This is a genomic window from Savagea faecisuis (genome assembly GCF_042675605.1).
Classification (GTDB): domain Bacteria; phylum Bacillota; class Bacilli; order Bacillales_A; family Planococcaceae; genus Savagea; species Savagea faecisuis.
This window is the reverse complement of sequence record NZ_JBHTJF010000034.1, coordinates 103,105-126,040: the sequence shown is the minus strand read 5'-3', so window position 1 is coordinate 126,040 and position 22,936 is coordinate 103,105. Positions and strand designations below refer to the sequence as shown.

General features: G+C 40.9%; 24 protein-coding genes and 1 riboswitch. Of the genes, 15 read left to right on the top strand and 9 right to left on the bottom strand.

What is annotated here, in order from left to right:
• The 4 genes from ACFQ0V_RS10010 (at position 1) to ACFQ0V_RS09995 (ending at position 3,352) form a co-directional block, all read left to right on the top strand.
• Entirely contained in the window at positions 1-1,047 is a 1,047-nt protein-coding gene (locus tag ACFQ0V_RS10010) for a FecCD family ABC transporter permease (RefSeq protein WP_381012950.1), read from the top strand.
• Positions 1,031-1,819 (top strand): ABC transporter ATP-binding protein, encoded by a 789-nt coding sequence (locus ACFQ0V_RS10005; protein ID WP_381012947.1) that lies wholly within the window; start codon positions 1,031-1,033, stop codon positions 1,817-1,819. Before ACFQ0V_RS10010 ends, ACFQ0V_RS10005 begins: the two co-directional genes overlap by 17 nt.
• 63 nt (positions 1,820-1,882) lie before the next feature.
• A complete protein-coding gene (locus tag ACFQ0V_RS10000) occupies positions 1,883-2,218 on the top strand; it encodes an antibiotic biosynthesis monooxygenase (RefSeq protein WP_381012944.1) in 336 nt (111 codons plus the stop codon).
• A gap of 159 nt (positions 2,219-2,377) precedes the next feature.
• Complete coding sequence (locus ACFQ0V_RS09995) at positions 2,378-3,352, top strand: proline dehydrogenase family protein (protein ID WP_381012942.1); 975 nt, start codon at positions 2,378-2,380, stop codon at positions 3,350-3,352.
• A 39-nt stretch (positions 3,353-3,391) separates the two neighbouring features.
• Here ACFQ0V_RS09995 and ACFQ0V_RS09990 read toward each other — a convergent pair whose 3' ends face one another.
• The gene (locus ACFQ0V_RS09990; protein WP_381012939.1) at positions 3,392-3,940 is read right to left on the bottom strand and encodes a hypothetical protein; all 549 of its coding nucleotides are present in this window, start codon (positions 3,938-3,940) and stop codon (positions 3,392-3,394) included.
• Positions 3,941-4,087: 147 nt separating this feature from the next.
• On the opposite strand from ACFQ0V_RS09990, the gene ACFQ0V_RS09985 reads away from it, so the two are divergent.
• From ACFQ0V_RS09985 to ACFQ0V_RS09975, 3 genes are all read left to right on the top strand, one after another.
• Positions 4,088-4,285: a hypothetical protein gene (locus ACFQ0V_RS09985; protein ID WP_381012936.1), complete on the top strand. Its 198-nt coding sequence runs from the start codon at positions 4,088-4,090 to the stop codon at positions 4,283-4,285.
• Between the two features lie 105 nt (positions 4,286-4,390).
• The gene (locus ACFQ0V_RS09980) at positions 4,391-4,951 is read left to right on the top strand and encodes a hypothetical protein (RefSeq protein ID WP_381012933.1); all 561 of its coding nucleotides are present in this window, start codon (positions 4,391-4,393) and stop codon (positions 4,949-4,951) included.
• A gap of 13 nt (positions 4,952-4,964) precedes the next feature.
• Positions 4,965-6,155, top strand: coding sequence for a class I SAM-dependent rRNA methyltransferase (locus tag ACFQ0V_RS09975; RefSeq protein ID WP_381012930.1), 1,191 nt, complete (start codon positions 4,965-4,967; stop codon positions 6,153-6,155).
• A 41-nt stretch (positions 6,156-6,196) separates the two neighbouring features.
• Here ACFQ0V_RS09975 and ACFQ0V_RS09970 read toward each other — a convergent pair whose 3' ends face one another.
• Genes ACFQ0V_RS09970 through thiS form a run of 3 tightly spaced genes read right to left on the bottom strand, consistent with a single transcriptional unit; the run spans position 6,197 to position 8,779 of the window.
• Positions 6,197-7,210, bottom strand: a complete 1,014-nt coding sequence (locus ACFQ0V_RS09970) for a ThiF family adenylyltransferase (RefSeq protein WP_381012927.1) — start codon at positions 7,208-7,210, stop codon at positions 6,197-6,199.
• Positions 7,207-7,974, bottom strand: coding sequence for a thiazole synthase (locus ACFQ0V_RS09965; protein ID WP_381012924.1), 768 nt, complete (start codon positions 7,972-7,974; stop codon positions 7,207-7,209). The genes ACFQ0V_RS09970 and ACFQ0V_RS09965 overlap by 4 nt, the downstream gene beginning before the upstream one ends.
• Position 7,975: 1 nt before the next feature.
• A complete protein-coding gene (gene thiS / locus ACFQ0V_RS09960; RefSeq protein ID WP_381012922.1) occupies positions 7,976-8,779 on the bottom strand; it encodes a sulfur carrier protein ThiS in 804 nt (267 codons plus the stop codon).
• Between the two features lie 78 nt (positions 8,780-8,857).
• A riboswitch (TPP riboswitch) is annotated at positions 8,858-8,967 on the bottom strand.
• Positions 8,968-9,164: 197 nt separating this feature from the next.
• Between thiS and ACFQ0V_RS09955 the strand changes: the two genes are divergently transcribed.
• On the top strand, positions 9,165-9,845 hold the full coding sequence (locus ACFQ0V_RS09955) for a phosphoribosylaminoimidazolesuccinocarboxamide synthase (protein WP_381012920.1): 681 nt from the start codon (positions 9,165-9,167) through the stop codon (positions 9,843-9,845).
• Positions 9,846-10,272: 427 nt separating this feature from the next.
• Here ACFQ0V_RS09955 and ACFQ0V_RS09950 read toward each other — a convergent pair whose 3' ends face one another.
• Positions 10,273-11,409, bottom strand: a complete 1,137-nt coding sequence (locus tag ACFQ0V_RS09950) for a CAP domain-containing protein (RefSeq protein ID WP_381012918.1) — start codon at positions 11,407-11,409, stop codon at positions 10,273-10,275.
• A gap of 185 nt (positions 11,410-11,594) precedes the next feature.
• Here ACFQ0V_RS09950 and ACFQ0V_RS09945 point away from each other — a divergent pair, with 185 nt between their 5' ends.
• Together ACFQ0V_RS09945 and ACFQ0V_RS09940 are read left to right on the top strand one after the other, a co-directional pair.
• Complete coding sequence (locus ACFQ0V_RS09945; RefSeq protein WP_381013222.1) at positions 11,595-12,044, top strand: hypothetical protein; 450 nt, start codon at positions 11,595-11,597, stop codon at positions 12,042-12,044.
• A 7-nt stretch (positions 12,045-12,051) separates the two neighbouring features.
• Positions 12,052-12,231 (top strand): hypothetical protein, encoded by a 180-nt coding sequence (locus tag ACFQ0V_RS09940; RefSeq protein WP_381012916.1) that lies wholly within the window; start codon positions 12,052-12,054, stop codon positions 12,229-12,231.
• 23 nt (positions 12,232-12,254) lie between these two features.
• On the opposite strand, the gene ACFQ0V_RS09935 is transcribed toward ACFQ0V_RS09940, so the two are convergent.
• The 3 genes from ACFQ0V_RS09935 to ACFQ0V_RS09925 form a co-directional block, all read right to left on the bottom strand.
• Complete coding sequence (locus tag ACFQ0V_RS09935) at positions 12,255-13,310, bottom strand: YdcF family protein (RefSeq protein ID WP_381012914.1); 1,056 nt, start codon at positions 13,308-13,310, stop codon at positions 12,255-12,257.
• Between the two features lie 91 nt (positions 13,311-13,401).
• Positions 13,402-13,602 (bottom strand): cold-shock protein, encoded by a 201-nt coding sequence (locus ACFQ0V_RS09930; protein WP_381012912.1) that lies wholly within the window; start codon positions 13,600-13,602, stop codon positions 13,402-13,404.
• 253 nt (positions 13,603-13,855) lie between these two features.
• Entirely contained in the window at positions 13,856-15,829 is a 1,974-nt protein-coding gene (locus ACFQ0V_RS09925) for a methyl-accepting chemotaxis protein (protein WP_381012909.1), read from the bottom strand.
• Between the two features lie 213 nt (positions 15,830-16,042).
• On the opposite strand from ACFQ0V_RS09925, the gene ACFQ0V_RS09920 reads away from it, so the two are divergent.
• The 5 genes from ACFQ0V_RS09920 to nadX all read left to right on the top strand — a co-directional run bounded on the left by ACFQ0V_RS09920 (position 16,043) and on the right by nadX (position 22,025).
• Complete coding sequence (locus ACFQ0V_RS09920) at positions 16,043-16,732, top strand: ABC transporter ATP-binding protein (RefSeq protein WP_381012907.1); 690 nt, start codon at positions 16,043-16,045, stop codon at positions 16,730-16,732.
• Complete coding sequence (locus ACFQ0V_RS09915) at positions 16,729-17,973, top strand: ABC transporter permease (protein WP_381012904.1); 1,245 nt, start codon at positions 16,729-16,731, stop codon at positions 17,971-17,973. Before ACFQ0V_RS09920 ends, ACFQ0V_RS09915 begins: the two co-directional genes overlap by 4 nt.
• 127 nt (positions 17,974-18,100) lie before the next feature.
• Entirely contained in the window at positions 18,101-19,321 is a 1,221-nt protein-coding gene (locus ACFQ0V_RS09910; protein ID WP_381012902.1) for a multidrug effflux MFS transporter, read from the top strand.
• Positions 19,322-19,466: 145 nt separating this feature from the next.
• A complete protein-coding gene (gene fumC, locus ACFQ0V_RS09905) occupies positions 19,467-20,855 on the top strand; it encodes a class II fumarate hydratase (RefSeq protein ID WP_194562547.1) in 1,389 nt (462 codons plus the stop codon).
• Positions 20,856-21,248: 393 nt separating this feature from the next.
• Entirely contained in the window at positions 21,249-22,025 is a 777-nt protein-coding gene (gene nadX, locus ACFQ0V_RS09900; protein ID WP_381012898.1) for an aspartate dehydrogenase, read from the top strand.
• A 56-nt stretch (positions 22,026-22,081) separates the two neighbouring features.
• On the opposite strand, the gene ACFQ0V_RS09895 is transcribed toward nadX, so the two are convergent.
• Positions 22,082-22,933, bottom strand: a complete 852-nt coding sequence (locus tag ACFQ0V_RS09895) for an RsiV family protein (protein WP_381012895.1) — start codon at positions 22,931-22,933, stop codon at positions 22,082-22,084.
• Between the last annotated feature and the right edge of the window lie 3 nt (positions 22,934-22,936).

Below are 22,936 nucleotides of genomic sequence, written 5' to 3'. Positions count from 1 at the left end.
ATGGACCTTTCAGTACCAGTTGCAACGAAGCGTAAAAGACATGAACACCCTTATGCGCGTAAAAGAAAATGGACGATGATTAGCTTAATTGCAATTCTTATTGTAGGTGGTATTACGAGTTTAATGGTCGGTCCTGTGCCATTTTCAATCTCAGAAGTGTGGCAAAGTTTAATTTCAGAAGAAGATACACTCGGCCGTCGCATCGTTTGGGAATTGCGACTGCCTCGAATGCTCATCGGTGCGATTGTCGGAATGTGTTTAGCTGTTGCAGGGGCTATTTTACAAGGTGTCATGCGCAACCCTCTTGCGGACCCAGGCATTATCGGAGTCACGTCTGGAGCGGGGCTTGCGGCTACATTTATTATGATCGTCATGCCTGCCTACATTGCATTTTTGCCTTTCGCAGCTTTTGCAGGAGCATTTATTACCGCAATGATTATTTATGCGATGTCATGGAAATCCGGAACATCGCCCGTACGCATTATTTTAGTCGGTGTCGCGATCAATGCAATTTTAGGAGCTTTTTTAAGTGCGCTCATGTTATTGTATAGCGACCGTGTTCAAGCGGCGCTCCCGTGGTTAAGTGGCGGCATTGTAGGAGTCGGTTGGGTTCAGTTTAAAATGATTGCCCCGTATGCGATGATCGCACTCATTTTATCTTTGTTTTTCATTCGACATATTCGAATTTTACGCCTCGGAGATGAAATGGCTCAATTGCTCGGTCACAATGTGGAACGAAGTCGTTTTTTACTCATCGTTTTAAGTACGTTACTCGCTGGAATTGCGGTTAGCGTAGCAGGATTAATCGGGTTTGTCGGACTCGTCGTGCCGCATATTTTACGCATGATGATCGGCGGAGACTATCGATATTTATTGCCTGCCTCTGCACTCGGCGGAGGCGTGCTCGTCGTCATTGCGGACATGGTCGCGAGAACGGCATTTGCCCCGCTTGAACTTCCTGTCGGTATACTACTCGCCTTTTTAGGAGGTCCATTTTTCTTATACATTATTCAGAAAGGGAGAGGTCCTATTGCTCAAAACGACTAATTTACAATTTCAACACTCTACTCATTTTGAAATTGATGCGATTGATTTAACGATTGAAAAAGGTGAAATTGTTAGTTTAATCGGTCCAAATGGTTCGGGGAAGTCGACTTTTTTACGTTTAATTGCTCGCTTGCTAAAGCCAGATGCTGGAACCGTTTTATTGGAAGGACAGTCGATTCAATCGATTGAACGAAAAAAGCTCGCTCAACAATTAGCGATGCTTCCGCAAATGAATGACCATCAACTCGACTTGACGGTCGGTGAATTAATTGAATTTGGGCGTAGTCCTCATGTGAACAAGTATGGACGTATGAAAGAAGAAGATTATGACATCGTGGAATGGGCGTTAGAAGTGACGAATTTAACAAAATATCGCGACCGAGTCTTACCTTCCTTGTCTGGAGGGGAACGTCAACGTGCTTGGATTGCGATGGCGATCGCTCAACGTCCGAAAGTGTTACTTTTAGATGAACCGACGACGTACCTAGACATATCCCATCAGTTAGAAGTGATGGAACTTGTAAAAGCGTTAAATGCACAGCTCGGTATGACAATCGTGATGGTGTTACATGACATTAATCAAGCGGCGCGTTACAGCGATCGTCTCATCGTCATGAAAAAAGGGAAAGTTCAATATGATGGCACACCTCAATGCGTCCTTTGTCGAGAAATGTTCCAAAAAATTTTTGAAATTGATGCTTCCATTTATGAAGAAGCGGGAACGACATTTTTCACACCGACGAAAATGACGACGAGATGTGCGTTTACGTAAAAACAGAATGTAACGATTGTTTGAAATTTTGTGGCATAATGACAAGAAAGGAGGAGATTTATGATGATTATGGCAGTAAACACAATTAAAATTAAAAAAGGACGTGCAGATGAGGTGCTTGCGCGCTTCGCACAACCGAAAGCCGTTCATACGTATGAAGGATTCGTTTGGATGGAAGTATTAAAAAGTTTAAACGAAGAAGAGTATGACGAAATTAAAGTGTGTACGACATGGGAAAATGAAGATGCCTTCCAAAATTGGGCGAATAGCCGTGCGACACGCAAAATGCATGATGAAAGTCCAACTGCAAAAAAACAACAAGAAGATAGCCCGATGCTCGGTGCGAAGTTGACGAAATTTGAAGTCGTCCATCGCCATGCTCCAGCATCAAAAGAATAATAGAGTGAAAAAAGCTAGTTAAAACCCATATCAAAATGGAGTTTGAGCTAGCTCTTTTACTTTTTGTCAAAATATCGTACATATACAAGTTTTTGAATATCGGTTATTATAAATAGAGATAGGAATGAACGATAAGAAAGATATTGGAGGAATAATATCATGAGTGTAGGAAAAGATGTGATCACGTATTTAGCTGAAAATGATTGGCTAAATGAAAATGCGAAGCGTTGGGGAACGAAAATTGGAGCCCGTGCGATTACAGCAGGAACGACAATGACAGAACTAACCCCCGTCGTTCAAAAATTAAACTATGCAGGGTTAAGTACGACGATCGTTTATTTAGGAGATGGATTGTATGAGAAAGCGGGAGCGCTAGATGTGAAAGAACAGTATCTCGACCTCATCCACCTCATTCAAGAAAAGGCGCTCGATGCAACGGTCACTTTACAATTAACACAACTCGGTCTCGATATCGATTTTGATTTTTGTTATGAAAACGTAAAGGAAATTGTCTCAGAAGCGTATAATTACGGTGTGCAAGTGACGATTGAAATGGAAGATTACGGGCATGTCCAACCGTCATTTCTTATGTTAGAACAATTAAAAGAAGAATACGATAATGTAGGAACGGTCATTCAAGCGTATTTTTATCGTGCAGAAGAAGATATTAAAAAGTATAAAGATGTTCCGATTCGCTTAGTGAAAGGGGCATATGACGAACCGATTTCTGTCGCTTATCAAACGAAAGAGGAAATTTATACGAACTATAAAAAATTATTGTTTGAACAATTACAAAACGGTATTTTCACTTCAATTGCGACACATGATCAAGAAATCATCGCAGAAGTGAAGCAGTTCGTACAACAACGAGAAATTCCTTTAGATGCTTTCGAATTTCAATTTCTTTATGGATTCGATCAACAACTTCAAGAACAACTCGTCGGAGAGGGATATGCTTGTTCGGTTTACGTGCCGTATGGTGAAGAATGGTACAGTTATTTTATGAATCGCTTAGCAGAACGTCCTCAAAATATTACGAAAAAAGTATTTAATAAAAAAACGAACACAGTACTCGCAACAGTGGCAGGAGCGTTCGTTCTCGGAAGTTTATGGGGAAGAAGAAAAAACAAATAATAAAAAACACGAATTCTCAAAGTGAGAGTTCGTGTTTTTTTAAGAGAAAGAGCGTTCATCTGCCCATTCTTCTATAAAGTCATGTTCTTTTTTATAAATGCGGTAAAAATAAGGTGCGCATAAAATGAATGCAAAAAAGGGATGGTTTTCGTTAATCGGTTGATGAAAGTAAAACACGATATGTTTTTTATCGTCACTTAACTCAACGTACGCAATTTTCGTTTGATTGAATGTGACATGTAATTGCCCAGACCAGTTTTCAGAAATTTGAATCGTATCGTTACCAAGTTGGCCTTCTACACAAAAATAAAGTAAATGGTGACCTGCTTTTTCTTTTAAATGAACTCGTTGTTTCGCTGTTTGAATACCATACTCTGTAATCCAAAGACGTTTCCAACCATTTTCCATAATGCCCATCGTACGTGTCACCGTTTGATCGAAACGTTCGAATTGAAAAGAGGCATACCTTTCGAAAGGAGTTTGTTGTGGACGGGTGAGATGTCCAATTAATTTTTCTTGTCCTTTCATAATTGGCACAGCCTTCGTGTTTGAAAAAACGATGACATTTGGAATTGAATAATATGTCATCATACTTCCTCCTTCGTTAATATGTATTGTTATACGTAACCTTTTTCAGAAACTTTAAACATTATTCTCCAGTTTATCATTGACATTGATAATCCTTATCAATTAAGATGGAGATAAGGAAAGAAATCGGAGAAGGAGTGGAGTAACATGATTCGTTTAATTATCGTAGCTATGATGACGGGAATTTTGTTCGGAACGAGTTTAGGTTGGGCGACAGGACACTTAACAGCAGAAGGCTTCGGATTGGGATTGGCAGCGATTGCAACAATCGTATTGCCGTATTCAGTCATTTATATGAATCAAAATGCTCGTCGTGCAAAATTAGCACCAACTTCAATTAAATAAGAAACCTTTCTTCTCGTCAGAACGTATACAATTAGACGAGAAAAGAGCGTAGGCATTCTATGAATCTCGTAGAATGCCTTTTTTAATGAAAAAGGGGTGATGGAAATGAACAGTCGGACGATTTATATTGTGCTCACGAATACGAATACGATGTTATCGCGTGCGATTCGCTATTACACTCGCTCTACATACAATCATATTTCGATTGCTTTCGATTCCGAACTACAAGAGATGTATAGTTTCGGACGTAAACAAATGTATAATCCTTTTATCGGTGGTTTCGTAAAGGAAAATACGACACATAAACTATTACAAAAAGCGCAATGTCTCATTTATTCTGTTGAAGTATCCGAAGAACAATACTATACGATGCGCGAGAAGATTCGTTATTTTGAACAAAATGCTCCGCATTATCGCTACAATTTCATAGGTTTGTTTGGCGTAGCTTTCAATATTGAGATCGAACGAAAAAATGCTTATTTTTGTTCACAGTTTGTTGCCACAGTATTTGAAGAAGGGGGATCTCGATTATTCAAAGTGAAACCACTCTTCGTACAACCACAACACTTTTGTCACGTCCCTTCGTTTAAACGTGAATATTGTGGTACAATAGAAGCTTACTTAAAAGGATTACGAACAGCGAAGAAAACGCAATGTATTGCGTGAAGGAGAGAGTTAGATGACGAATCAACAAGTACGTCTCCGCATGTCAGAAGAGAAGCGATTCCAAAAGGGATACCCGCTCATTCTTCAAGATTATATTGAGAGATTACCCGAATTACAAGAAGGGGAGCTCTTCGATTTAGTAGGTGCGCAAGGCACTTATTACGGAACCGCTTATTATGGAGTGCAAAATAAAGGAATCGGTTGGATCGTATCAAAAGATCCAGTCACTCAATTAGACCGTGCGTATTTTATGAAGTTATTTAAAAAGGCATATCAGTTACGCCAAGATTTACACGATGACCCGAATACGAATGCATATCGTATTATGAATGGCGAAGGCGACCATTTTGGTGGTTTGACGGTAGACTTGTACAATGATCAATTATTGTTGCAATGGTATAGCGAAGGTGCTTATTCATTCCGCCGCATCATTTACGATGTGTTAATGGAAGTAGTGCAACCACGTTCAGTTTATGAAAAGAAGCGTTTTGACCGTGGAGGCGAGTATATCGAACAAGACGATTTCGTCATGGGTGAAACGACGACATTCCCACAAATGGTGAAGCAAGATGGGATTCAATATGCGATTGATTTAAATGACGGACCAATGACGGGTGTTTTCTTAGATCAAAGAGAGGTGCGTCGCTATTTACGCGACGAGCTTGCAGAAGAAAAAACGGTTTTAAATACGTTTTCTTACACGGGAGCATTTTCGGTCGCTGCACTATTAGGGGGTGCAAAAAGTACGACGAGCGTTGACTTAGCGAAACGTAGTGAAGCGAAAACGATCGAACAGATGAGCATTAACGGGATCGATTTTGAAGCTCAAGAAATTCGTGTTATGGATGTGTTTAATTACTTTAATTATGCGGAACGTCACCAGATGAAATGGGACGTCGTCGTCTTAGATCCACCGAGTTTTGCACGTTCTAAAAAAATGAGTTTTAGCACGTCGAAAGATTATGATATGTTGATAGAACGCGCAGCGAATGTGACAGCGCGTAAAGGGACAATTATCGCTTCAACAAACACGGCGAGCTTAGATATGAAAAAGTTTAAAAAGCTAATAGAAGAAGGCATGCGAAAAGCAGGGCGCAATTATAAAATTGTAGAAGAGTTCCATTTACCGAGTGATTTTAGAACGCCTCGTTCATTCCGTGAATTCGATTATTTAAAAGTGTTAATTTTACAATTGAAAAACTAAACGAAAAACAGCTTAAGCATTTGCTCAAGCTGTTTTTTAAATTAACCGATCATATTCGCAACGACAGCACGTGCTTTTACAATATCATTCGTCCCATGGACAAAAATACGTCGATCTTTAAAAAAGACGACTCGATATTCGTCCCACTCAATCGAGACGAGAAATGGATTAGCGACAGTCGGTGCTTTCAGTCGTTCACCGAGCGTTTGTAATTGTTCGAGTTCGAGTGTCCGTTGTTTTGGCATGAACAATTGTACCGTTTCGCGTCCACACAGTACGGCACCGTCTGTTTCACGTCCTGCGTGTAAATACGGATAGTTTTTCGTCCCACAACATGGACAATTTTCTTTTCGAAGCGCAGTCGCTCGAATCGACGCATGTTCATCTGTCCATAAGTTTGTCGATTGTAATTTCGGTGTCAACGTTCCTTCTCGCAGCCATTTTAACAATTGCGCTGTTTGCCTTGCAGCGACAGTCGTCACAATTGGACTGATGACGCCTACTGTGTCACAAGTTGCGGACTCAGGAGGTAGTGTTTCAAGTAAGCAATGAAGGCAAGGCTCGTCTTCTTGAACACCGATTGGAAAAGTGAGACCGTAACTGCCGACACAAGCTCCCATAAAGAAAGGAATGCCGAGCTTATGACAACAATCGTTCGCCAGTAAGCGCGTCTCTAAATTATCAGTCGCATCGAGTACAGCGTCGTGCCCTTCGATGAGTGTTTCGATATTATGTTTCGTAATGTCGACGACGTGTGCATCAATCGTCACATCGCGATTCACTTTTTCTAAATGTTGTTTCGCCGCGATTGCTTTCGGCATTTGTTGAATGACGTCTTCTTCCGTATACAATGTTTGGCGATGCAAATTCGTCCATTCGATCACATCGCGGTCGACAATCGTTACGTGTCCGACGCCTGCTCGTACGAGTAAATCGCTCGATGCAGATCCGAGAGCACCTGCTCCTAATATGAAAATGCGAACATTTCGCAATTTCTCTTGTCCAATTTTGCCGAACGGTTCGAATCGTTGTTGGCGGTCATAGCGGTGAATCACTCGACGAACAACCCTTCTATCGGACTGCTTGCGACCGCATAATCTTTTTTCTCGATGCGTCCTGCTTCAAATCCGAGTCGACCTGCTTCGATTGCGAGCTTCATCGCTTTTGCCATTTTTACAGGATCTTTCGCACCTGAAACGGCTGTATTTAAAAGAACCCCATCTGCTCCAAGCTCCATTGCGAGTGCCGCATCTGCAGGTGAACCGATTCCCGCATCGATAATGACGGGTATTTTTGATTGTTCGATGATAAATTTCAAATTTAATTCATTTAAAATGCCTCGACCTGAGCCGATCGGTGAAGCGCCAGGCATGATCGCATGTGCGCCGAGTTCTTCTAGTCGACGTGCTAAGACGACATCGTCAGACGTGTAAGGAAGAACAGTAAAACCTTCCGCTAACAACATTTCAGTGGCGCGTAATGTTTCCACCGGGTCAGGTAAGAGAGAGCGGTCGCACCCGATAATTTCAACTTTAACCATGTCGCATAGACCTGAAGCTTTCGCTAGTTTCGCAATGCGCACTGCTTCTTCAGCTGTTTTCGCACCCGCTGTGTTTGGGAGTAATGTATATTTCGTTAAATCCAATTGTTCCAAAAAGTTCGGCTGACTCGCTTCAAAAATATTCATACGACGTACAGCGAATGTTAGTACTTCCGCTTCTGAAACCGCGACCGCTTCTTTTTGAATTTCAAACGATGGATATTTTCCTGTACCTAAAAATAAACGTGATTGGAATGTGTGATTTCCGACTTTTAACATATTATCCTCCTCCGACGAAATGAATGATTTCAATTTTGTCGCGGTCTAAAATAGGTGTATTAAAAGCTTCTTGATCGACGATTTCCTCATTGTGCTCAACGACGAAAATACGTTGTTCGAGCTGCAAATGTTGAATGAGTTGGTCGATTGTCGTCACTGTCTCTGGAAGTTCATACAATTGACCGTTTAGTTGAATTGATTTCATATTCGTCTCTCCTTTAATCGTAGTTGCAAATTGTATCGCACAGTCGACAGGCGAAGGTGCATGGAAAATGGAAGACATGACTGCGATGCCATCTACTTGTAGCTCATGTAGTGTCTCAACATGTTCCACTCGAATGCCACCGATGACATAGAGTGGAATTGTAAGTTGTTCTTTTATTTTTTCAATAGATTGTAATCCTCGAGGCGGTGTGTCTTTACTTTGTGTCGCAAAGAGATGTCCGAATGTGACGGAATGCGCACCTGCTCTTTCCGCTTCAACTGCTTCTTCTAAACTATGAACAGACTTGCGAAAATGAATATGTGGAAACACATCCGTCGCATAGTGTAAAGGCATACTGTAATACGGTAATTGAACCGTTGGGATTTTATAAGCATGCGCTAAATCAACGCGTTCATGAACGACGAGTTGTTCAGGTTTTACACCATTTTCTAAAATAAAATCAAATAACTCACAAAGCTCGGCAGCTGTCTTCGATTTTTCACGAATGACGAATTCGTCCACAAAAGGAGCAAGGGCAACAATTGTTACACCTAATTGACTAAAATCATATGTGTCGGTCGTTACAGCAATTAATTTCATCATCATTTCATCCTTTACTTAATCGTAAAAAAACCGCACCTCGAATTTCGAGGTACGGTCTATTTTCAAAAAAAGCATGCAGAAAATAAGCCACTTCCCTCCGCAAGTTCGAACTTGTTCAGGTGATAAGGGTATCAAAGTTTCACTTTTCTCTCAGTCCTTTATAAAGGATTCCCCTAATGGTTATGTGAATCTATACAATTTGCTCATTTAAGCATAGCATATGTTATCGAAAATTGAAGAGCGGAGTGCCTCCTTAGTTTTTAAAAACGTACATTCCTAAAAAAACTTTATAAAATATTCATAAAAAACGAACGATATCTCTTTTTATCACGTCAAATATAGCTTATACTGAAGAAAAGTCGAAAAAGGAGCACGAGTGAAGATGAACTTATTGTACGCTGGAAAAACGAAAGACGTGTATGAAGGAGAAGGCGACACAGTCGTTTTGAAATTTAAAGATGATGTGACAGGAACGGACGGTGTCTTTGATCCAGGAGCGAATACAGTCGGTTTGACAATCGATGGGATGGGTCAATCTGGTTTACGTATGACGACATTTTTCTTCGAGAAAATGGCGGAGCACGGGGTAGCGACACATTTCGTATCTTCGAATATTGAAGAAGCGACGATGACGGTGAAAAAAGCGACGATGTTTGGCAACGGACTCGAAGTGATTTGTCGTTATCGCGCAGTCGGAAGTTTCTACCGTCGTTACGGTCAATACTGCGAAGAAGGCCAAACACTCGACGCTTTCGTAGAAGTGACTTTAAAAGATGACGAGCGCAATGACCCACCGATTTCAAAAGATGGACTCGTCATGCTCGGACTTTTAACAGCGGAAGAATATGATGAACTAGAACAAATGACGAAACAAATTTCCGGAATCGTCAAAGAAGAATTAGCGAAGCGTCAGCTCGAATTGTACGATATTAAATTGGAATTCGGTCGTGATTCAGAAGGAGCGCTCATGCTCATCGATGAAATTTCTGGTGGAAATATGCGCGCTTACGGAAAAGACGGTTATGTCGAGCCACTCCAACTCGAAAAACTAATGTTAGCTTAATCAGTGAACTACCCACCACTTAGTTAACCTTACGGTCTACTTGAAGTGGGGGCTTCTCGCTTCCACGAACATAGCTTGCAAGCAAGTCTTATGTGTTCTCCACGAGCGTGAATTCGGGGCATTCCAACCCTACTGATACGCAATGTTTTGAGTACCTTGGATATTTTACGCATACGAGGGGCTTGGTTTTCGCTCTTATTTCCGTATGCAACTCCATATATCCAGTTGTCAAAGAACATTATGTCTATATTTTACCAAATTCTTTGGCTAAAGCCAACCGAAATTCATCTCCCACCTATTCATTGGTGCTATTCGCACCTTCACACTCCTTGAGGATGGGAGACTTCTTTCGGAAATCCGTTAAAAAAAGACGAGAATTCTTTCTAAGCTGTTTTTAGAGCAGCTCATCGAAAGGAAACTCGTCTTTTTATTCTTTCAAAAATAGTTGTGTGAAATAGGGGATTTCATCATCATTAAAGGCGACACCGATGCCAGCAGTCGTATATTTCGGTGTTAACGTATTCATACGGTGATCGTAAGAGTTCATCAGTCCTTCATGAGCGAAAATGGGACTAAACTGTCCGTAAGCTAAGTTTTCTCCTGCTTGCGTATAATGAATGCGATCTTTTCGCATGCGTTCGAAAGGAGATTCTCCTTGTAAATTCGTATGGTTGAAATAATCATTTTTCGCCATATCGATACTATGTTTTCGCGCTGTGGAAGCTAACGCATCATGAAAGCGCAAAATGCTTTTCCCTTCGCGAACACGAACCGCATTCGTCAGTTCAAACAATAATTGTTCATAACTGTTACGTAAAGATTGACTGCTTGAGACGTACATCGATTGTCTTTCTTTTTCTAACGTTTGCGCAACGACAAGGAGCGCAGTTAATGTATGGTTGCGATGTTCATCGTAAAAGGCATAAACGTAACGGTCTTCCAATTGAAAAACATCGAGTCCTTCGTTTTCTTGCAAAACGAAAATGGTACGTCCTTTTGTCATTTCAGTTAAAGGTTTTCCATATACTCGTCTCACTTGTTCTTTGGAGTGTCCATATTGGACTGGTTCACTTAAAAGCGCGATTGGACTATTTGTATACAACCCAGCTATTTCATTTTTTTGATCATAGGCAATGAGCGTGAAGCGATTATAATCTTCATGGTACACATGCCAAAGGGTTTGATATTCATTCAATAAGGTGCGTTTCGGTTCTCCTAACACGTCCAAAATCGTTTCATGCGGGATTCCTAAAGAAAGAGCCCCTTCATAATCCACTGTAGAAGGGAGCGTCTCAGTCGAAGGAGCCGTTACTTCTTCTAGGATGGGTTTCTTATCGACGCCACGTATACGATTGTAAACATCTTCAGCATTTGTTTTAATCGATTCCCACATTTGAGACGGCCATTCGCTCGTTTTAGCACGCTCTGTCCATTGTTCAACTTTTGCATCAACAGGTTGTAAAAAGTCCAAATTGATGTAATCTGTCGTATATTTCTCCCATAGTGGACGCGTAAAGTATAAAATGAGCAGAAGTACTGTTATTCTAAAAATTGTTTTCCACATATTGTTCACCTCTCGAAACTATGACAAGTCTCATGGTATACTAAGTGATAAAGAAAGGGGGATGCGTATGTTTGAATTTGGTTCAGGCAGTACGCCCGATTGGTTTTTTGCCGTAGCCATCGCTATAATTTTAGCCCTCATCGTTATTATAAAGTGGGTAACCCGATAATGAAAGTTGGTAGATGATGTTAACATTTGAACAGAAACAAAAAGTGATTGAAGAATTTCCAAACCTTACGAAGAAAGAAGTTTCTCTGAAGCGATTGAATTATCATTTAGATGAAAGTATATATGATAAGACGGTCGTCGTACAACATTTACATCCGAATGGAAATGGCTTCGTTTATGTCGGCGATTTGCCAGGATATGAGCCGGATAGTCGCGGACTTCACAACATTCGTTTAGCGACAGAAGAAGAGTTGACGCAAGCTATCGCCGACTCGATTCGCCTATTGACAACACCTTACGAACCTATTGAAGAAGTATGGGTCGATGAGCGTGGCAATGAACTCGTCTTGTTAGAAGAGCTCGATGCATGGAATATTTATTTTGAAGAGCAGTTAGAAGATAGCTTCGGAGATTATCAAGAAGCACTGGATTATTTGGCGGAACAACAATGCACAAAAAAGGAGTGACCCGAATATGAAAGGAAAGCCGTTCGTCATCGGACTGATCATCGGTGTCATCGTCATTGTAGGAGCGGTGACATTAGCGATGATGTTGACGATTAATGGGATGAAAAAAGAACAACAACAAAAGGAGCAAAGCAGTCTCCCGATTGAATCGACTTATAAAACAACACTTGATCAATTCATCGTTTGATCAAGTGTTGTTTTTTTGAGCAATTAAACGAGCAGTCGACTCATGATTAAAAAGCTGACGTACAGTAAAGCGGTCACTGCAATGAAAATGAAATGATTCTTTTTGTGCATGACGACAACTGCGATAAACTCACGTAGCATCGCATTCGGCCAGTAATAAAGTGCCGTTTTTCCTCCGATGCCTTGCGCGTCAAAATCAGCCCACTTTGCATAAATTCCTGCACGAAAGACGTGATAGTTATTCGTTGAAAAGAGGGCGCGATATTTTTTACCGTTCGTTTCTTCTTCGATTAAAGCTTTTGAAAACTTCATATTTTCAAAAGTGGTCGTCGATTGGTCTTCCATACGTGTTTGTTCTATTGGAATACCTTGCTCTACCGCAAAGTTACGCATCGCTTCCGCTTCAGATAAATGTTCATCTGGTCCTTGTCCCCCGGAAAAGACGAGAATAGGTGGCTGGCCTGTCGCTTTCTCTTGTTTATGATAGAAGTCGATCGCTCTGAAAATCCGACTTTGCAAAAGTGGTGATACGATATACCCTTGAATTAAACCGCTACCGAGAACGATGACATAGTCTTTATTGTAGCGAGGGCGATACCAATGATAGAGAAATGAAGCCATTAAATAAATGACGAAGTGAAAAGCGAAATAAAACGCGATAAACAAACCGAAGTTAACGATCGCTTGAGCTCCAGGGAATAAAAGACGATTCCAATCGAAAAGCGGGATAAAAAATAAAGAAATCGTTCCGATTCCGAGTAGAAGGGTTAAAAGGTTTGCCGTTTTAAATCCTTCTCGTCGAATTAAAATTCGCGCATTCCAAATCGAAGCCCCTGCGATAATGAAACCACCGAAAATCGCAAAGAAAATAAGAATGAGAAAAATAATGCCAATGATGACGGTGAGAAAGAGGCTATTGTAAGTGAAAGCGGCATAAGTGAGGACGACGAGAGCGAAAAATAAAAAGATTAAAAATAAAAAACCGTTACTCACTTTTCGCCGATCGTGTAAGTAAGAAAATAAAAAAACGAGAAAAGCTAGAGCGGTTGGTCCGTATATGACGTAATCGATAAACTCCAAGAGACTAGCTCCTTTCACGTGAAGTATTGTCTGTATTTTAGCATGAAAAAACCCTCTCGCATATGCGAGAGGGTTGAATGTGTAAAATTAATTACGCTTTGTTAACGTTAGTTGCTTGAAGTCCACGTTGTCCTTCTTCGATTTCGAAAGTTACGTCTTGACCTTCTTCTAAAGTTTTGAATCCTTCGCCTTGGATAGCAGTGAAGTGAACGAATACGTCGTCTCCTTCTTCGCGCTCGATGAATCCGAATCCTTTTTCTGCGTTAAACCATTTTACTTTACCTTGTTCCATCTTTGTTTCCTCCTCGTACGTTGCACCTTGCAAATCGTACATATGTTACTATCCTTGCTCTACCCTAGAAGTCGTCAAACGTATAACGTGACAAAGTCGTGCTTCGAACAAAAATAATTCTTCTTTATCATATCAAAGGAATTTACATAAAGCAACAGTTATGATGACAATAGACAAAATAATTTGTAAGTGTAACGGATTCGACAAACAAACTTTGCATCTTGTTCATACATGTTCTGTCTTGTTTTATTCCTTATTTTACTTTGAATGTACTTGTTAAATCTTCAAGCTCTCCAGCCATCTCAGTCAATGTTTGAATGGCAGCTGTAATTTCATGTACAGATGCATATTGTTCTTCGGAAGCGGCGCTCACTTGTTGGACGAAATGATTTGAATTTTGGCCGAGTTGTTCAGACGAACGCGTTGCTTCTTGTAATTTTGTCGTATCTTGTTCTGTATTTTGAAGACTCGTCGCGACTTCATTGAGACGAATCGTTACTTCATTTACAGAATGATAAATTTTTTCAAATGCTTCGTTCGCCTCGCTCGTTAAATGCAAACTCGATGCGACGACTTTTTGGCTATCTTCTGACGTGCGTACCGTGCGCTGAATTTGTTCTTGAATATCGCTAATTAATTGATACACATTTTGTCCAGCTTCATTAGATTGTTCTGCTAGTTGACGCACTTCTTCTGCGACGACCGCAAATCCAGCTCCATGTTCCCCAGCTCTAGCCGCTTCAATAGAGGCGTTCAGTGCGAGTAAGTTCGTTTGGTCAGCGATACCAGTAATGAGCTCAATAACTTGCCCGACTTGTTGTGAACGTTCATCTAAATGACCGATGATCGTCCCCATCTCTTCACTTGAATGTTGCAAGTGTTTCATTTGTTGAATTGATTCTGAGATGACATCGTGCCCATCTTTCGCGATATTTGTCGTTTCAACAGCATCGGATGCTACCGTTTGGACGTCGGATGCAATGACGTGAATATGTTTCGTCAACTCGTTCGTAATCGTAGAAACTTGTCGGTTTTCAGTCGCCTGTCTTTCCGTATTTTCTGTCACTTCTTGCATAGCCATCGCAATTTCTTCGACAGCTTTCGTCGTGTTTTCGCTATTAGCGGACAGTTGTTCAGTGGCTGCCGCAACACTTACTGCATGGGAAGAAATCGTTTGAATCATTTTTCGCAATTGATCGGTCATCACGTTAAAAGCATGTCCGAGTTGCCCTACTTCATCGCGATTACGAGTTTCGATCGTTTGAACAGATAAATCTCCGTCCGCTAAACGTTCAGCATAAGCGGTCAATCGAGAAAGTGGTAATAAGAGACGTTTAATGACGAAGAAGACAATTGTGACACTGATGGCGATAATGACAATCGTATATAAAATTGTATTTACGACTTGTCCTCGTTTCGCCGCTAATATTTCAGAGGTGTCCACCTCTTGTTGCAGTGCCCAAAGGATGTTTCCAGAATAATCCGTTAAAGGGATAAACAAACTGTAAGAAGTTTTCGTATGATCTTGCTTGAAAAAAGGTTGTTTCATTAATTGTTGTTTTGTTTTTTCAGACGGAGTAGGAAATGTCTCGGCAGTGCCTAAAATAACATCATCGTTTTCTAAAGAGACAAATGCCCATTGTTCTCCGTAATTCGTTACGAATCGCTGTAATAAATCTTCTGTAAATCCGAGTCCAAGCTCTACCGTTCCGAGATGAGCTCCGTTAAGAGCGAGAGGAACGACGTAGCGGAAACCAGCCCCAGCTATTCCACCTTCTAATCCCCGAATCGTCTCGCGCTGTTCATTTGCTGCGACGACGGTATGTCGGAAGTCAGCTAATGAATCTCCGAACTTTTCTGGTTGATGGACGCGTAAAAAAGAAGTCGCATCCGGCATGTGGAATTGGAACTGTTGAACGCCGAGCGCTTGTAAATCATCCATAAGAGGTGCTGTTAAAGCGAGTAATTGTTCACGATCTTCTTGTTGAAAAGCTTGTAAAATTGCCTCATCTTTTGTGATTGGAATGAGGGCCATTTCTAATTGCTGAAAAATCGAATCTAAATCAGCTTGGATACTTTCAGCGACAATTCCATTTTGTTCTTGTTGGAAATTGTTTTCGAGCTTGCCTACATAATTTAATTGGGAAGCTGTGAAGAAAATCGTTAACCCCATAATAATAACTGCTGTAGCGAGCGCTATTTTCGTACTGATTTTTAAATTTCTCACAATCAAATTCTCCTTTAAATTACTGTCATAATATTTTGATTATACCATTTATTTATGAAATGTAGGCGTATTTTACTATACAACATAAGGACGATGTGTGAATGTCTGAAAAAGAGTGCATCTTCAAAGAAAATTAAGAATTCCAATGAATGTTTCTTCATTGTTACGTTTTAAGATGAGAAGCAATGAATGAAACGGAAGGAATGAAGCAACATGATTCAAGTGAGCGAATTAAGTCATCACTTTACAATCGGTAAAAAAGAAACGTATAAAGAAGTGCCTGTCATTCAACAGGTGAATTTTCAAGTGGAAGAAGGAGAGGTTGTCTCGATCGTAGGGCGAAGCGGTTCGGGAAAGTCGACGCTCCTTCATTTACTAGCAGGTTTTATGCAGCCGAAAGAAGGGCGCATTTTATTGAATAAAACAGAGTTAACGGCGATGAATGAAGAGCAAAGAGCACAATTTCGTCTCCAATCACTCGGGTTTATTTTTCAAAATTTCCAACTGCTTCCTGGTTTAACCGCTTATGAAAATGTTGAATTCCCGTTAGTTTTAATGGGAGTGGCGGAACGAGAGCGCAAAGTGAGAGTGGATGAAATTATGGAAAGAGTCGGTTTGACATCAGTGGGCCTTCATTATCCGAACGAGTTGTCAGGAGGACAACAACAACGTGTCGGAATTGCACGCGCGTTAATTAACCGTCCAGCTATTATTTTGGCAGATGAGCCGACCGGAAGTTTAGATTCGGAAACAGAAAAAGATATTTTAATGCTCATTCAATCATTAAATCAAAAAGAAGGCATTACATTCGTCATCATTACTCACGATGAAGCGGTCGCACAAGCAGCGGATCGCACGTATACGATGCATGACGGTCAATTGATTGGAGGAGAAAGACGATGACATTGAAAGAACAAGTATTGTACATACGTCGCCATATGAAGAAAAATCGACTCCGCGTCTTTATGACGATTTTAGCGACGACGATGGGAACAGCCTTTTTAATCGTTTTAGCGTCGATTGGATTTGGCTTACATGAAACAGCAGAGCGAGAAATTTTATCGAATGCGAGCATTACAGAAGTTAAAGTTTGGGCAGGTGAAATGGAAGAACAAGATGTACAAAAAATAAGTCAATTACCGGGCGTTCACATTTTTGCGCAACGATCACGCATCATGATTCCGGATTCTGTTTATTTCAACGGAGTGGAAAATACCGGAGAATTAGAATTAGTGGATTACGATATTGAGCGCCAACTCGACTTTAAATTAAAAGAAGGACGTTTCCCTGAAAATGAAAACGAAGTCGTCGTCGGGTATCATTTCGGAGAGTCGTTTATAGACGGCGAAAAGAAAGATGTATTAGGAAAAGAAATTCAATACGTCATTCCGAAAGATGTGGAAGAGGAAGATGGAGAACAGTTTGAACATACGTTTACAATCGTCGGGATTAAAGAAGCGCCAGCGCGTGAATGGAATTCCGATTCAACGATTTTCGTTAGTCAAACGTATCAACCTCAAATTGTAGACGTATATAAAAAGTTTGAGCTAGAAGAAATGACGGATACGTTGTTTTACAATGACTATGCGATCCATGCGAAAAGTGCGGATGTCGTCAAAGATTTAAAGACAGAAATCGAAGCCCTCGGTTACAGTACGTATTCGGTATTAGATGAAATCGAACAATTCGATTTATTTTTCACAGCGTTTAAAATGGGTCTCGTCTTTGTAGGGACGATTGCTGTACTGATCGCATCGATCGGCATTTTCAATACGATGACGATGGCTGTGACGGAGCGTACGCGTGAAATTGGCGTCATGAAAGCACTCGGAATGAGTCCAAAATTAATTCAACGCTTATTCATTATGGAAAGTGCTTGGATTGGGGTGCTTGGTACAGCGATTGCGATTATTATTTCATACGTAGTCAGTTTCTTAGCGAATCAATTACTGCCACTTATTTTAGAGTTTGCGACGAAAGATGAAGGAGTTGTAGATGCGGGCATTACATTTTCGACGATTACTTTGCCACTCATTTTAATCGCATCAACGATCAGCATAGCGGTCGCAATTATTTCTGGCTTCCGTCCAGCGAAAAAAGCGACGAAAATCGATATTATTGAAGCGATGCGCACAAATATGTAAAAGATGAACGTCACAGTACAAAGCTGTGGCGTTTTTTACGTTGTGAGCACATTATGTGTAGGTAGAAGAGTTCATGGTATAATCAACTTTATATTTGAGAATGATTTTCAATTAAAGGGGGATTTGTATGGAGAAAATTTATAAACCGGATGAGAAGAATGTTATGATGCGCGTCTGGCTCATTTTGATTTTAGGTTCTTTAACAGCGTTCGGTCCTTTATCGATGGATATGTATTTACCCGCCCTTCCTGAAATCGGGTCTGATCTCGGAACGTCGACATCACTCGTACAAATGAGTTTAACAGCTTGTTTGTTAGGGTTAGGATTCGGACAAATCGTATTCGGTCCGTACAGTGATGTTCACGGTCGTCGAAAACCATTATTGTTCACATTAATCGGATACGCGCTCGCTTCGTTTTTAAGTGCGTTTAGCCCGAATATTTATGTCTTTATCGTTTTACGTTTTATTCAAGGGTTTACGGGGGCTGCTGGGATTGTCATCGCACGGGCTTCTGCGCGCGATATGTACAGTGGGAAAGAGTTGACGAAGTTCGTCGCGTTACTATCGCTCGTAAACGGAGCTGCTCCGATATTAGCTCCTATTTTTGGTGGGTTTATTTTGCAATTTATTCCGTGGCAAGGGATTTTCCACGTGTTAGGATTGATCGGTTTACTCATGTTAATCGGTGTCTTTTTTGGACTACCAGAAACATTACATCATGAAAAACGTTCAACAGGGGGCGTCTTTGGCGTCATTAAAACATTTGGAAAGTTAATGCGCGACCGCACATTTTTAAGTATTTCTTTAACGCAAGGATTCATTATGACCGCGATGTTTGCATATATTGCGGGTTCTCCATTCGTTCTTCAGAAAATTTATGGTGTGACGGAATTCCAATTTTCTTTATTTTTCGCATTGAACGGAATCGGTATTATCCTCGCCGCACAAGTAGCGGGACATTTGTCTTCTCGCATGGCGGAGTCTAAAATATTGCAGTTGTCTTTATATGTCGCATTAACTGGTGCACTTTTATTATGCTATACAGTATGGACAGAAGGATCCCTTACATTACTTGCACTTTCATTATTCCTCATTATTTCCTGTGTCGGTTCAGTATCGACGACAGGATTTTCAATCGCGATGAATTTACAAGAACGAGATGTCGGGAGTGCTTCGGCTTTTCTCGGTTTACTCCCACATATCGGTGGCGCTATTGTCTCTCCACTCGTTGGAATTATGGGAGAAATGAGTGCGATTCCGATGGCGATTATTATCCTCGCGTGTACAATTTTCGCTCTCATTACATTTTATATTGCGGGCATCCAAAAATTGTCATCTAAAAGATAAAGAGCGACTCTACATCATATAAATGTTATAATGCAAATGTCTAGCCATCTACTATTTGAATAAGTCTTTTCATTTCAAAAAAATGAAATGGAGCTTATGATGGTAGTATAAGTCTTTTTTATCATAATAAAGAGGTGACGAAAAAATGGAATATCGTATTGAACATGACACATTTGGAGAAGTGAAGGTGCCTGCAGACAAATTATGGGGTGCTCAAACACAACGAAGTAAACAAAACTTCAAAATTGGTGGAGAGCGCATTCCTTTAGGAGTAATCCGTGCATTTGCTCATTTGAAAAAATCAGCAGCACTCGCAAGCAACGCATTCGGTAATTTATCAGATGCGAAAACGAAAGCGATTGTAACGGCAGCGGAAGAAGTTATTGCAGGTAAATGGGACGAGCACTTCCCACTTGTCGTTTGGCAAACAGGTAGCGGTACGCAGTCGAACATGAACATGAACGAAGTACTCGCAAATCGCGGTAACCAATTGCTAGAAGAGTGGGGCGAAGAAGAGCGTTTACACCCAAACGATGACGTGAACAAATCACAAAGCTCGAACGATACATTCCCAACAGCACTTCACGTTTCAGCAGTGCTTGCTGTTCAAGAAGATTTAATCCCAGCGCTTGAAGTATTCAAGAAAACATTGTTACAAAAAGAAGAAGACTTTAAAGAGATCGTAAAAATTGGTCGTACACACTTACAAGATGCGACACCACTTACACTCGGACAAGAGATCAGTGGATGGCGCCGTATGGTTGAGCGTTCAGAAGAAATGATTACACAATCTGTCGAAATGTTAAAAGACCTCGCAATCGGTGGAACGGCAGTCGGAACTGGTTTAAACGCACCAGAAGGATTCGGCGAAAAAGTAGCCGAAGAAATTTCGAAATCAACAGGCGTTGAGTTCGCTTCAGCTCCGAACAAATTCCATTCATTAACGAGCTATGATGAAGTTGTATACGTTCATGGCGCATTAAAAGCACTTGCAGGCGACTTGATGAAAATCGCAAACGACGTTCGTTGGTTAGCGAGCGGTCCACGTTCAGGAATTGGCGAAATTACAATTCCAGAAAACGAGCCAGGTTCATCAATTATGCCAGGTAAAGTGAACCCAACACAATCAGAAGCATTGACGATGGTCGTTGCTCAAGTGATGGGGAATGACGCAGCGATCGGATTCGCAGCGAGCCAAGGTAACTTTGAGTTGAACGTTTACAAGCCAGTTATCATTTACAATTTCCTACAGTCTGTAAAACTGTTAGCAGATGGAATGATGAGCTTTAACGACAACTGTGCGGTCGGAATCGAGCCAAACCTCGAAGAAATCGAAAGCAAAGTAGAAAACTCACTCATGCTCGTCACAGCGTTAAACCCATACATCGGATATGAAAACGCAGCGAAAATCGCAAAAACAGCACATAAAAATGGTTCAACTTTAAAAGAAGCTGCACTTGCGACAGGACTCCTTACAGAAGAAGAGTTCGATAAGTACGTAGTAGCGAAAGATATGGTTGGAACAATTAAATAAGTAGTTTTAATGGTTCTTTGTCAAATAACGTTGGTGAAGAATTCTAATCGACTGTAGTTGGTTAATCATCAGGCTGTTTAGAAAATCAGTAAAACTGATTTTCTAGACAGTCTTTTTTTATGTAGTGATTCAAATATCTCGTTTCTTTCCGTTCCAGGTGGCGCTTTCCGCGGGCACGGCTTCAGCCTCCTCGTCGCAAAAACCACGCTCCTGTGGGGTCTTCAGCTCGTGCTGTTCCCGCAGGAGTCGCACCTTGCACTCCAAGAAACTTAAAACACACTTTAAAATCAGGTGAAAAACTTTCGATTTCAAAGTTGTATTATAGGTGGCACTTTTTCATTCGTGAAAATGATGTAAATGCGTTACGATAGAAGAGAAGAAAGGGTGAACAATATGAAAATAGGTTTAATCGGATACGGGAATATCGGTTCTTTTCTCGTAGAAGCCCTTCAAGAACGGGAAGATATTCGAGTGACCCATGTGTTAACAAGTCGAACAGATCAAGTGGAAGCGTTAGCTCGAAAAGGAATTGAAGTCGTTCATAATATCGAACAGTTTGTCCAACAACCGTTCGATTATGTCGTGGAAACGAGTACGATTGAAACGATTGAGCAGTATGGAGAGGCTGTTATACGTGCGGGAAAATCGTTAATTTTAAGCAGTATCGGTGTATTAGGAAAAAGAGAAGTGCGCGACTCATTCGAAACGTTAGCTCGCCAATATGGAACGGCACTTTTCATTCCGTCAGGCGCAATCGGTGGATTAGATGCGATTCAATCTGCCCATGCTTTAAATGAATTAAAAAGTGTACAATTGACGACGCGTAAACCGCCGAGTGCCTTGCCAGAGCGAGCGACACCACTGACAGAAGTAGAAGTGATCTTTGAAGGTTCAGCAGAAGAAGCGATTGCACAATTCCCGCGCAATATGAATGTGGCGATTGCCTTATCGCTTGCAGGAGTAGGCACGGAGCGTACGAAAGTGAGAGTGCTCGCTGATCCACATGCTGAAAAAAACACACATACGATTGAAGCGGACGGTACGTTCGGTAAAATGACGACAATTATTGAAAATGACCCGATGCCAGCGAATCCGAAAACGAGTTACTTAGCAGCTCTTAGCGTATTGCATGCCGTCACGAATCAACAAAATACGATTAGAATTGCATGAAAATAGCGTGAACGTTCAAAGTCTTTGAAAGAAAGATTTTGTCGTCCACGCTTTTTTTATTCGATGTAACGATGGCTAACTAATAAATCGTTGATGAGAGACGTTGGAATTTCGATCGTAATCGGCCCGTAAGCTCCCGCTGTAATTTCATATTTATCAAATGAAATGTTTAATGTTTTGTTATTTGAAATAAAAAATTGTTGCTCCGCATCAATGAGTGGTAAAGGTTTTTGCTCGGGGTTAATCGATACGGCTTGTTCGTCTTCTAAATAATGCACGATATATTCGTTAATTCGATCAATGTACTCATCATTGATAAATAAACTAGGCAAAGTTAAAACGACGCCTAACTGTTTATCGACATTATCGTACTCAATTTCATAAGAGGAAGAGCCTTGAGTTTCAGAGTAGCTTCGAGATAATACGAATAAAATATCGGTATCTGTAATGACTTCTACTTTAGAGTCAACAGCTAAATGTCCGCCACCAGCGTCTTCCATTTCGACAAGTTTCTTCTCAAATGAATCGTAGAGCGCTTCACTTTCCGCAATATATTTAGCATTGAGCACTTGTTCAAGTTCTGGATCTGTAATGTTTGTAACGGTAGGAGTTTCAATATGCGCTTCGTACGTATTTTGCTCTACGACGATTTCATGAATCGTTAAAGCAGAAACGATCGATTGAAACCCTGGTACTGCAGCCATCGCTTGCGCGAATTGAGGGCTCACATTTAAAGAGCTGATCCAAATGACGAATAATGCGACGAATGAAAACATCCAACGTTTCATTCGTTTATAGCGTCTTTGTTCTCGTTGAGCTTGAGCGATCGTGTCGCGCAAGCGTTTATCGAGTTCGGGCGGAATTGGGATGTCATCATACGATTGACGATAATCATTCATCCGATTCATAAT

What these genes read in the sequence shown, in the direction of transcription:
- ACFQ0V_RS09965 (WP_381012924.1), bottom strand. Translation starts at nt 7,974, where the DNA reads ATGTTAAAAGTCGGAAATCACACATTCCAATCACGTTTATTTTTAGGT.
- ACFQ0V_RS10000 (WP_381012944.1), top strand. Translation starts at nt 1,883, where the DNA reads ATGATTATGGCAGTAAACACAATTAAAATTAAAAAAGGACGTGCAGAT.
- ACFQ0V_RS09995 (WP_381012942.1), top strand. Translation starts at nt 2,378, where the DNA reads ATGAGTGTAGGAAAAGATGTGATCACGTATTTAGCTGAAAATGATTGG.
- ACFQ0V_RS10010 (WP_381012950.1), top strand. Translation starts at nt 1, where the DNA reads ATGGACCTTTCAGTACCAGTTGCAACGAAGCGTAAAAGACATGAACAC.
- ACFQ0V_RS09945 (WP_381013222.1), top strand. Translation starts at nt 11,595, where the DNA reads ATGTTAACATTTGAACAGAAACAAAAAGTGATTGAAGAATTTCCAAAC.
- ACFQ0V_RS09990 (WP_381012939.1), bottom strand. Translation starts at nt 3,940, where the DNA reads ATGACATATTATTCAATTCCAAATGTCATCGTTTTTTCAAACACGAAG.
- ACFQ0V_RS09910 (WP_381012902.1), top strand. Translation starts at nt 18,101, where the DNA reads ATGGAGAAAATTTATAAACCGGATGAGAAGAATGTTATGATGCGCGTC.
- ACFQ0V_RS09940 (WP_381012916.1), top strand. Translation starts at nt 12,052, where the DNA reads ATGAAAGGAAAGCCGTTCGTCATCGGACTGATCATCGGTGTCATCGTC.
- nadX (WP_381012898.1), top strand. Translation starts at nt 21,249, where the DNA reads ATGAAAATAGGTTTAATCGGATACGGGAATATCGGTTCTTTTCTCGTA.
- thiS (WP_381012922.1), bottom strand. Translation starts at nt 8,779, where the DNA reads ATGAAATTAATTGCTGTAACGACCGACACATATGATTTTAGTCAATTA.
- ACFQ0V_RS09955 (WP_381012920.1), top strand. Translation starts at nt 9,165, where the DNA reads ATGAACTTATTGTACGCTGGAAAAACGAAAGACGTGTATGAAGGAGAA.
- ACFQ0V_RS09950 (WP_381012918.1), bottom strand. Translation starts at nt 11,409, where the DNA reads ATGTGGAAAACAATTTTTAGAATAACAGTACTTCTGCTCATTTTATAC.
- ACFQ0V_RS09915 (WP_381012904.1), top strand. Translation starts at nt 16,729, where the DNA reads ATGACATTGAAAGAACAAGTATTGTACATACGTCGCCATATGAAGAAA.
- ACFQ0V_RS09895 (WP_381012895.1), bottom strand. Translation starts at nt 22,933, where the DNA reads ATGAATCGGATGAATGATTATCGTCAATCGTATGATGACATCCCAATT.
- ACFQ0V_RS09930 (WP_381012912.1), bottom strand. Translation starts at nt 13,602, where the DNA reads ATGGAACAAGGTAAAGTAAAATGGTTTAACGCAGAAAAAGGATTCGGA.
- fumC (WP_194562547.1), top strand. Translation starts at nt 19,467, where the DNA reads ATGGAATATCGTATTGAACATGACACATTTGGAGAAGTGAAGGTGCCT.
- ACFQ0V_RS09985 (WP_381012936.1), top strand. Translation starts at nt 4,088, where the DNA reads ATGATTCGTTTAATTATCGTAGCTATGATGACGGGAATTTTGTTCGGA.
- ACFQ0V_RS09975 (WP_381012930.1), top strand. Translation starts at nt 4,965, where the DNA reads ATGACGAATCAACAAGTACGTCTCCGCATGTCAGAAGAGAAGCGATTC.
- ACFQ0V_RS09980 (WP_381012933.1), top strand. Translation starts at nt 4,391, where the DNA reads ATGAACAGTCGGACGATTTATATTGTGCTCACGAATACGAATACGATG.
- ACFQ0V_RS09920 (WP_381012907.1), top strand. Translation starts at nt 16,043, where the DNA reads ATGATTCAAGTGAGCGAATTAAGTCATCACTTTACAATCGGTAAAAAA.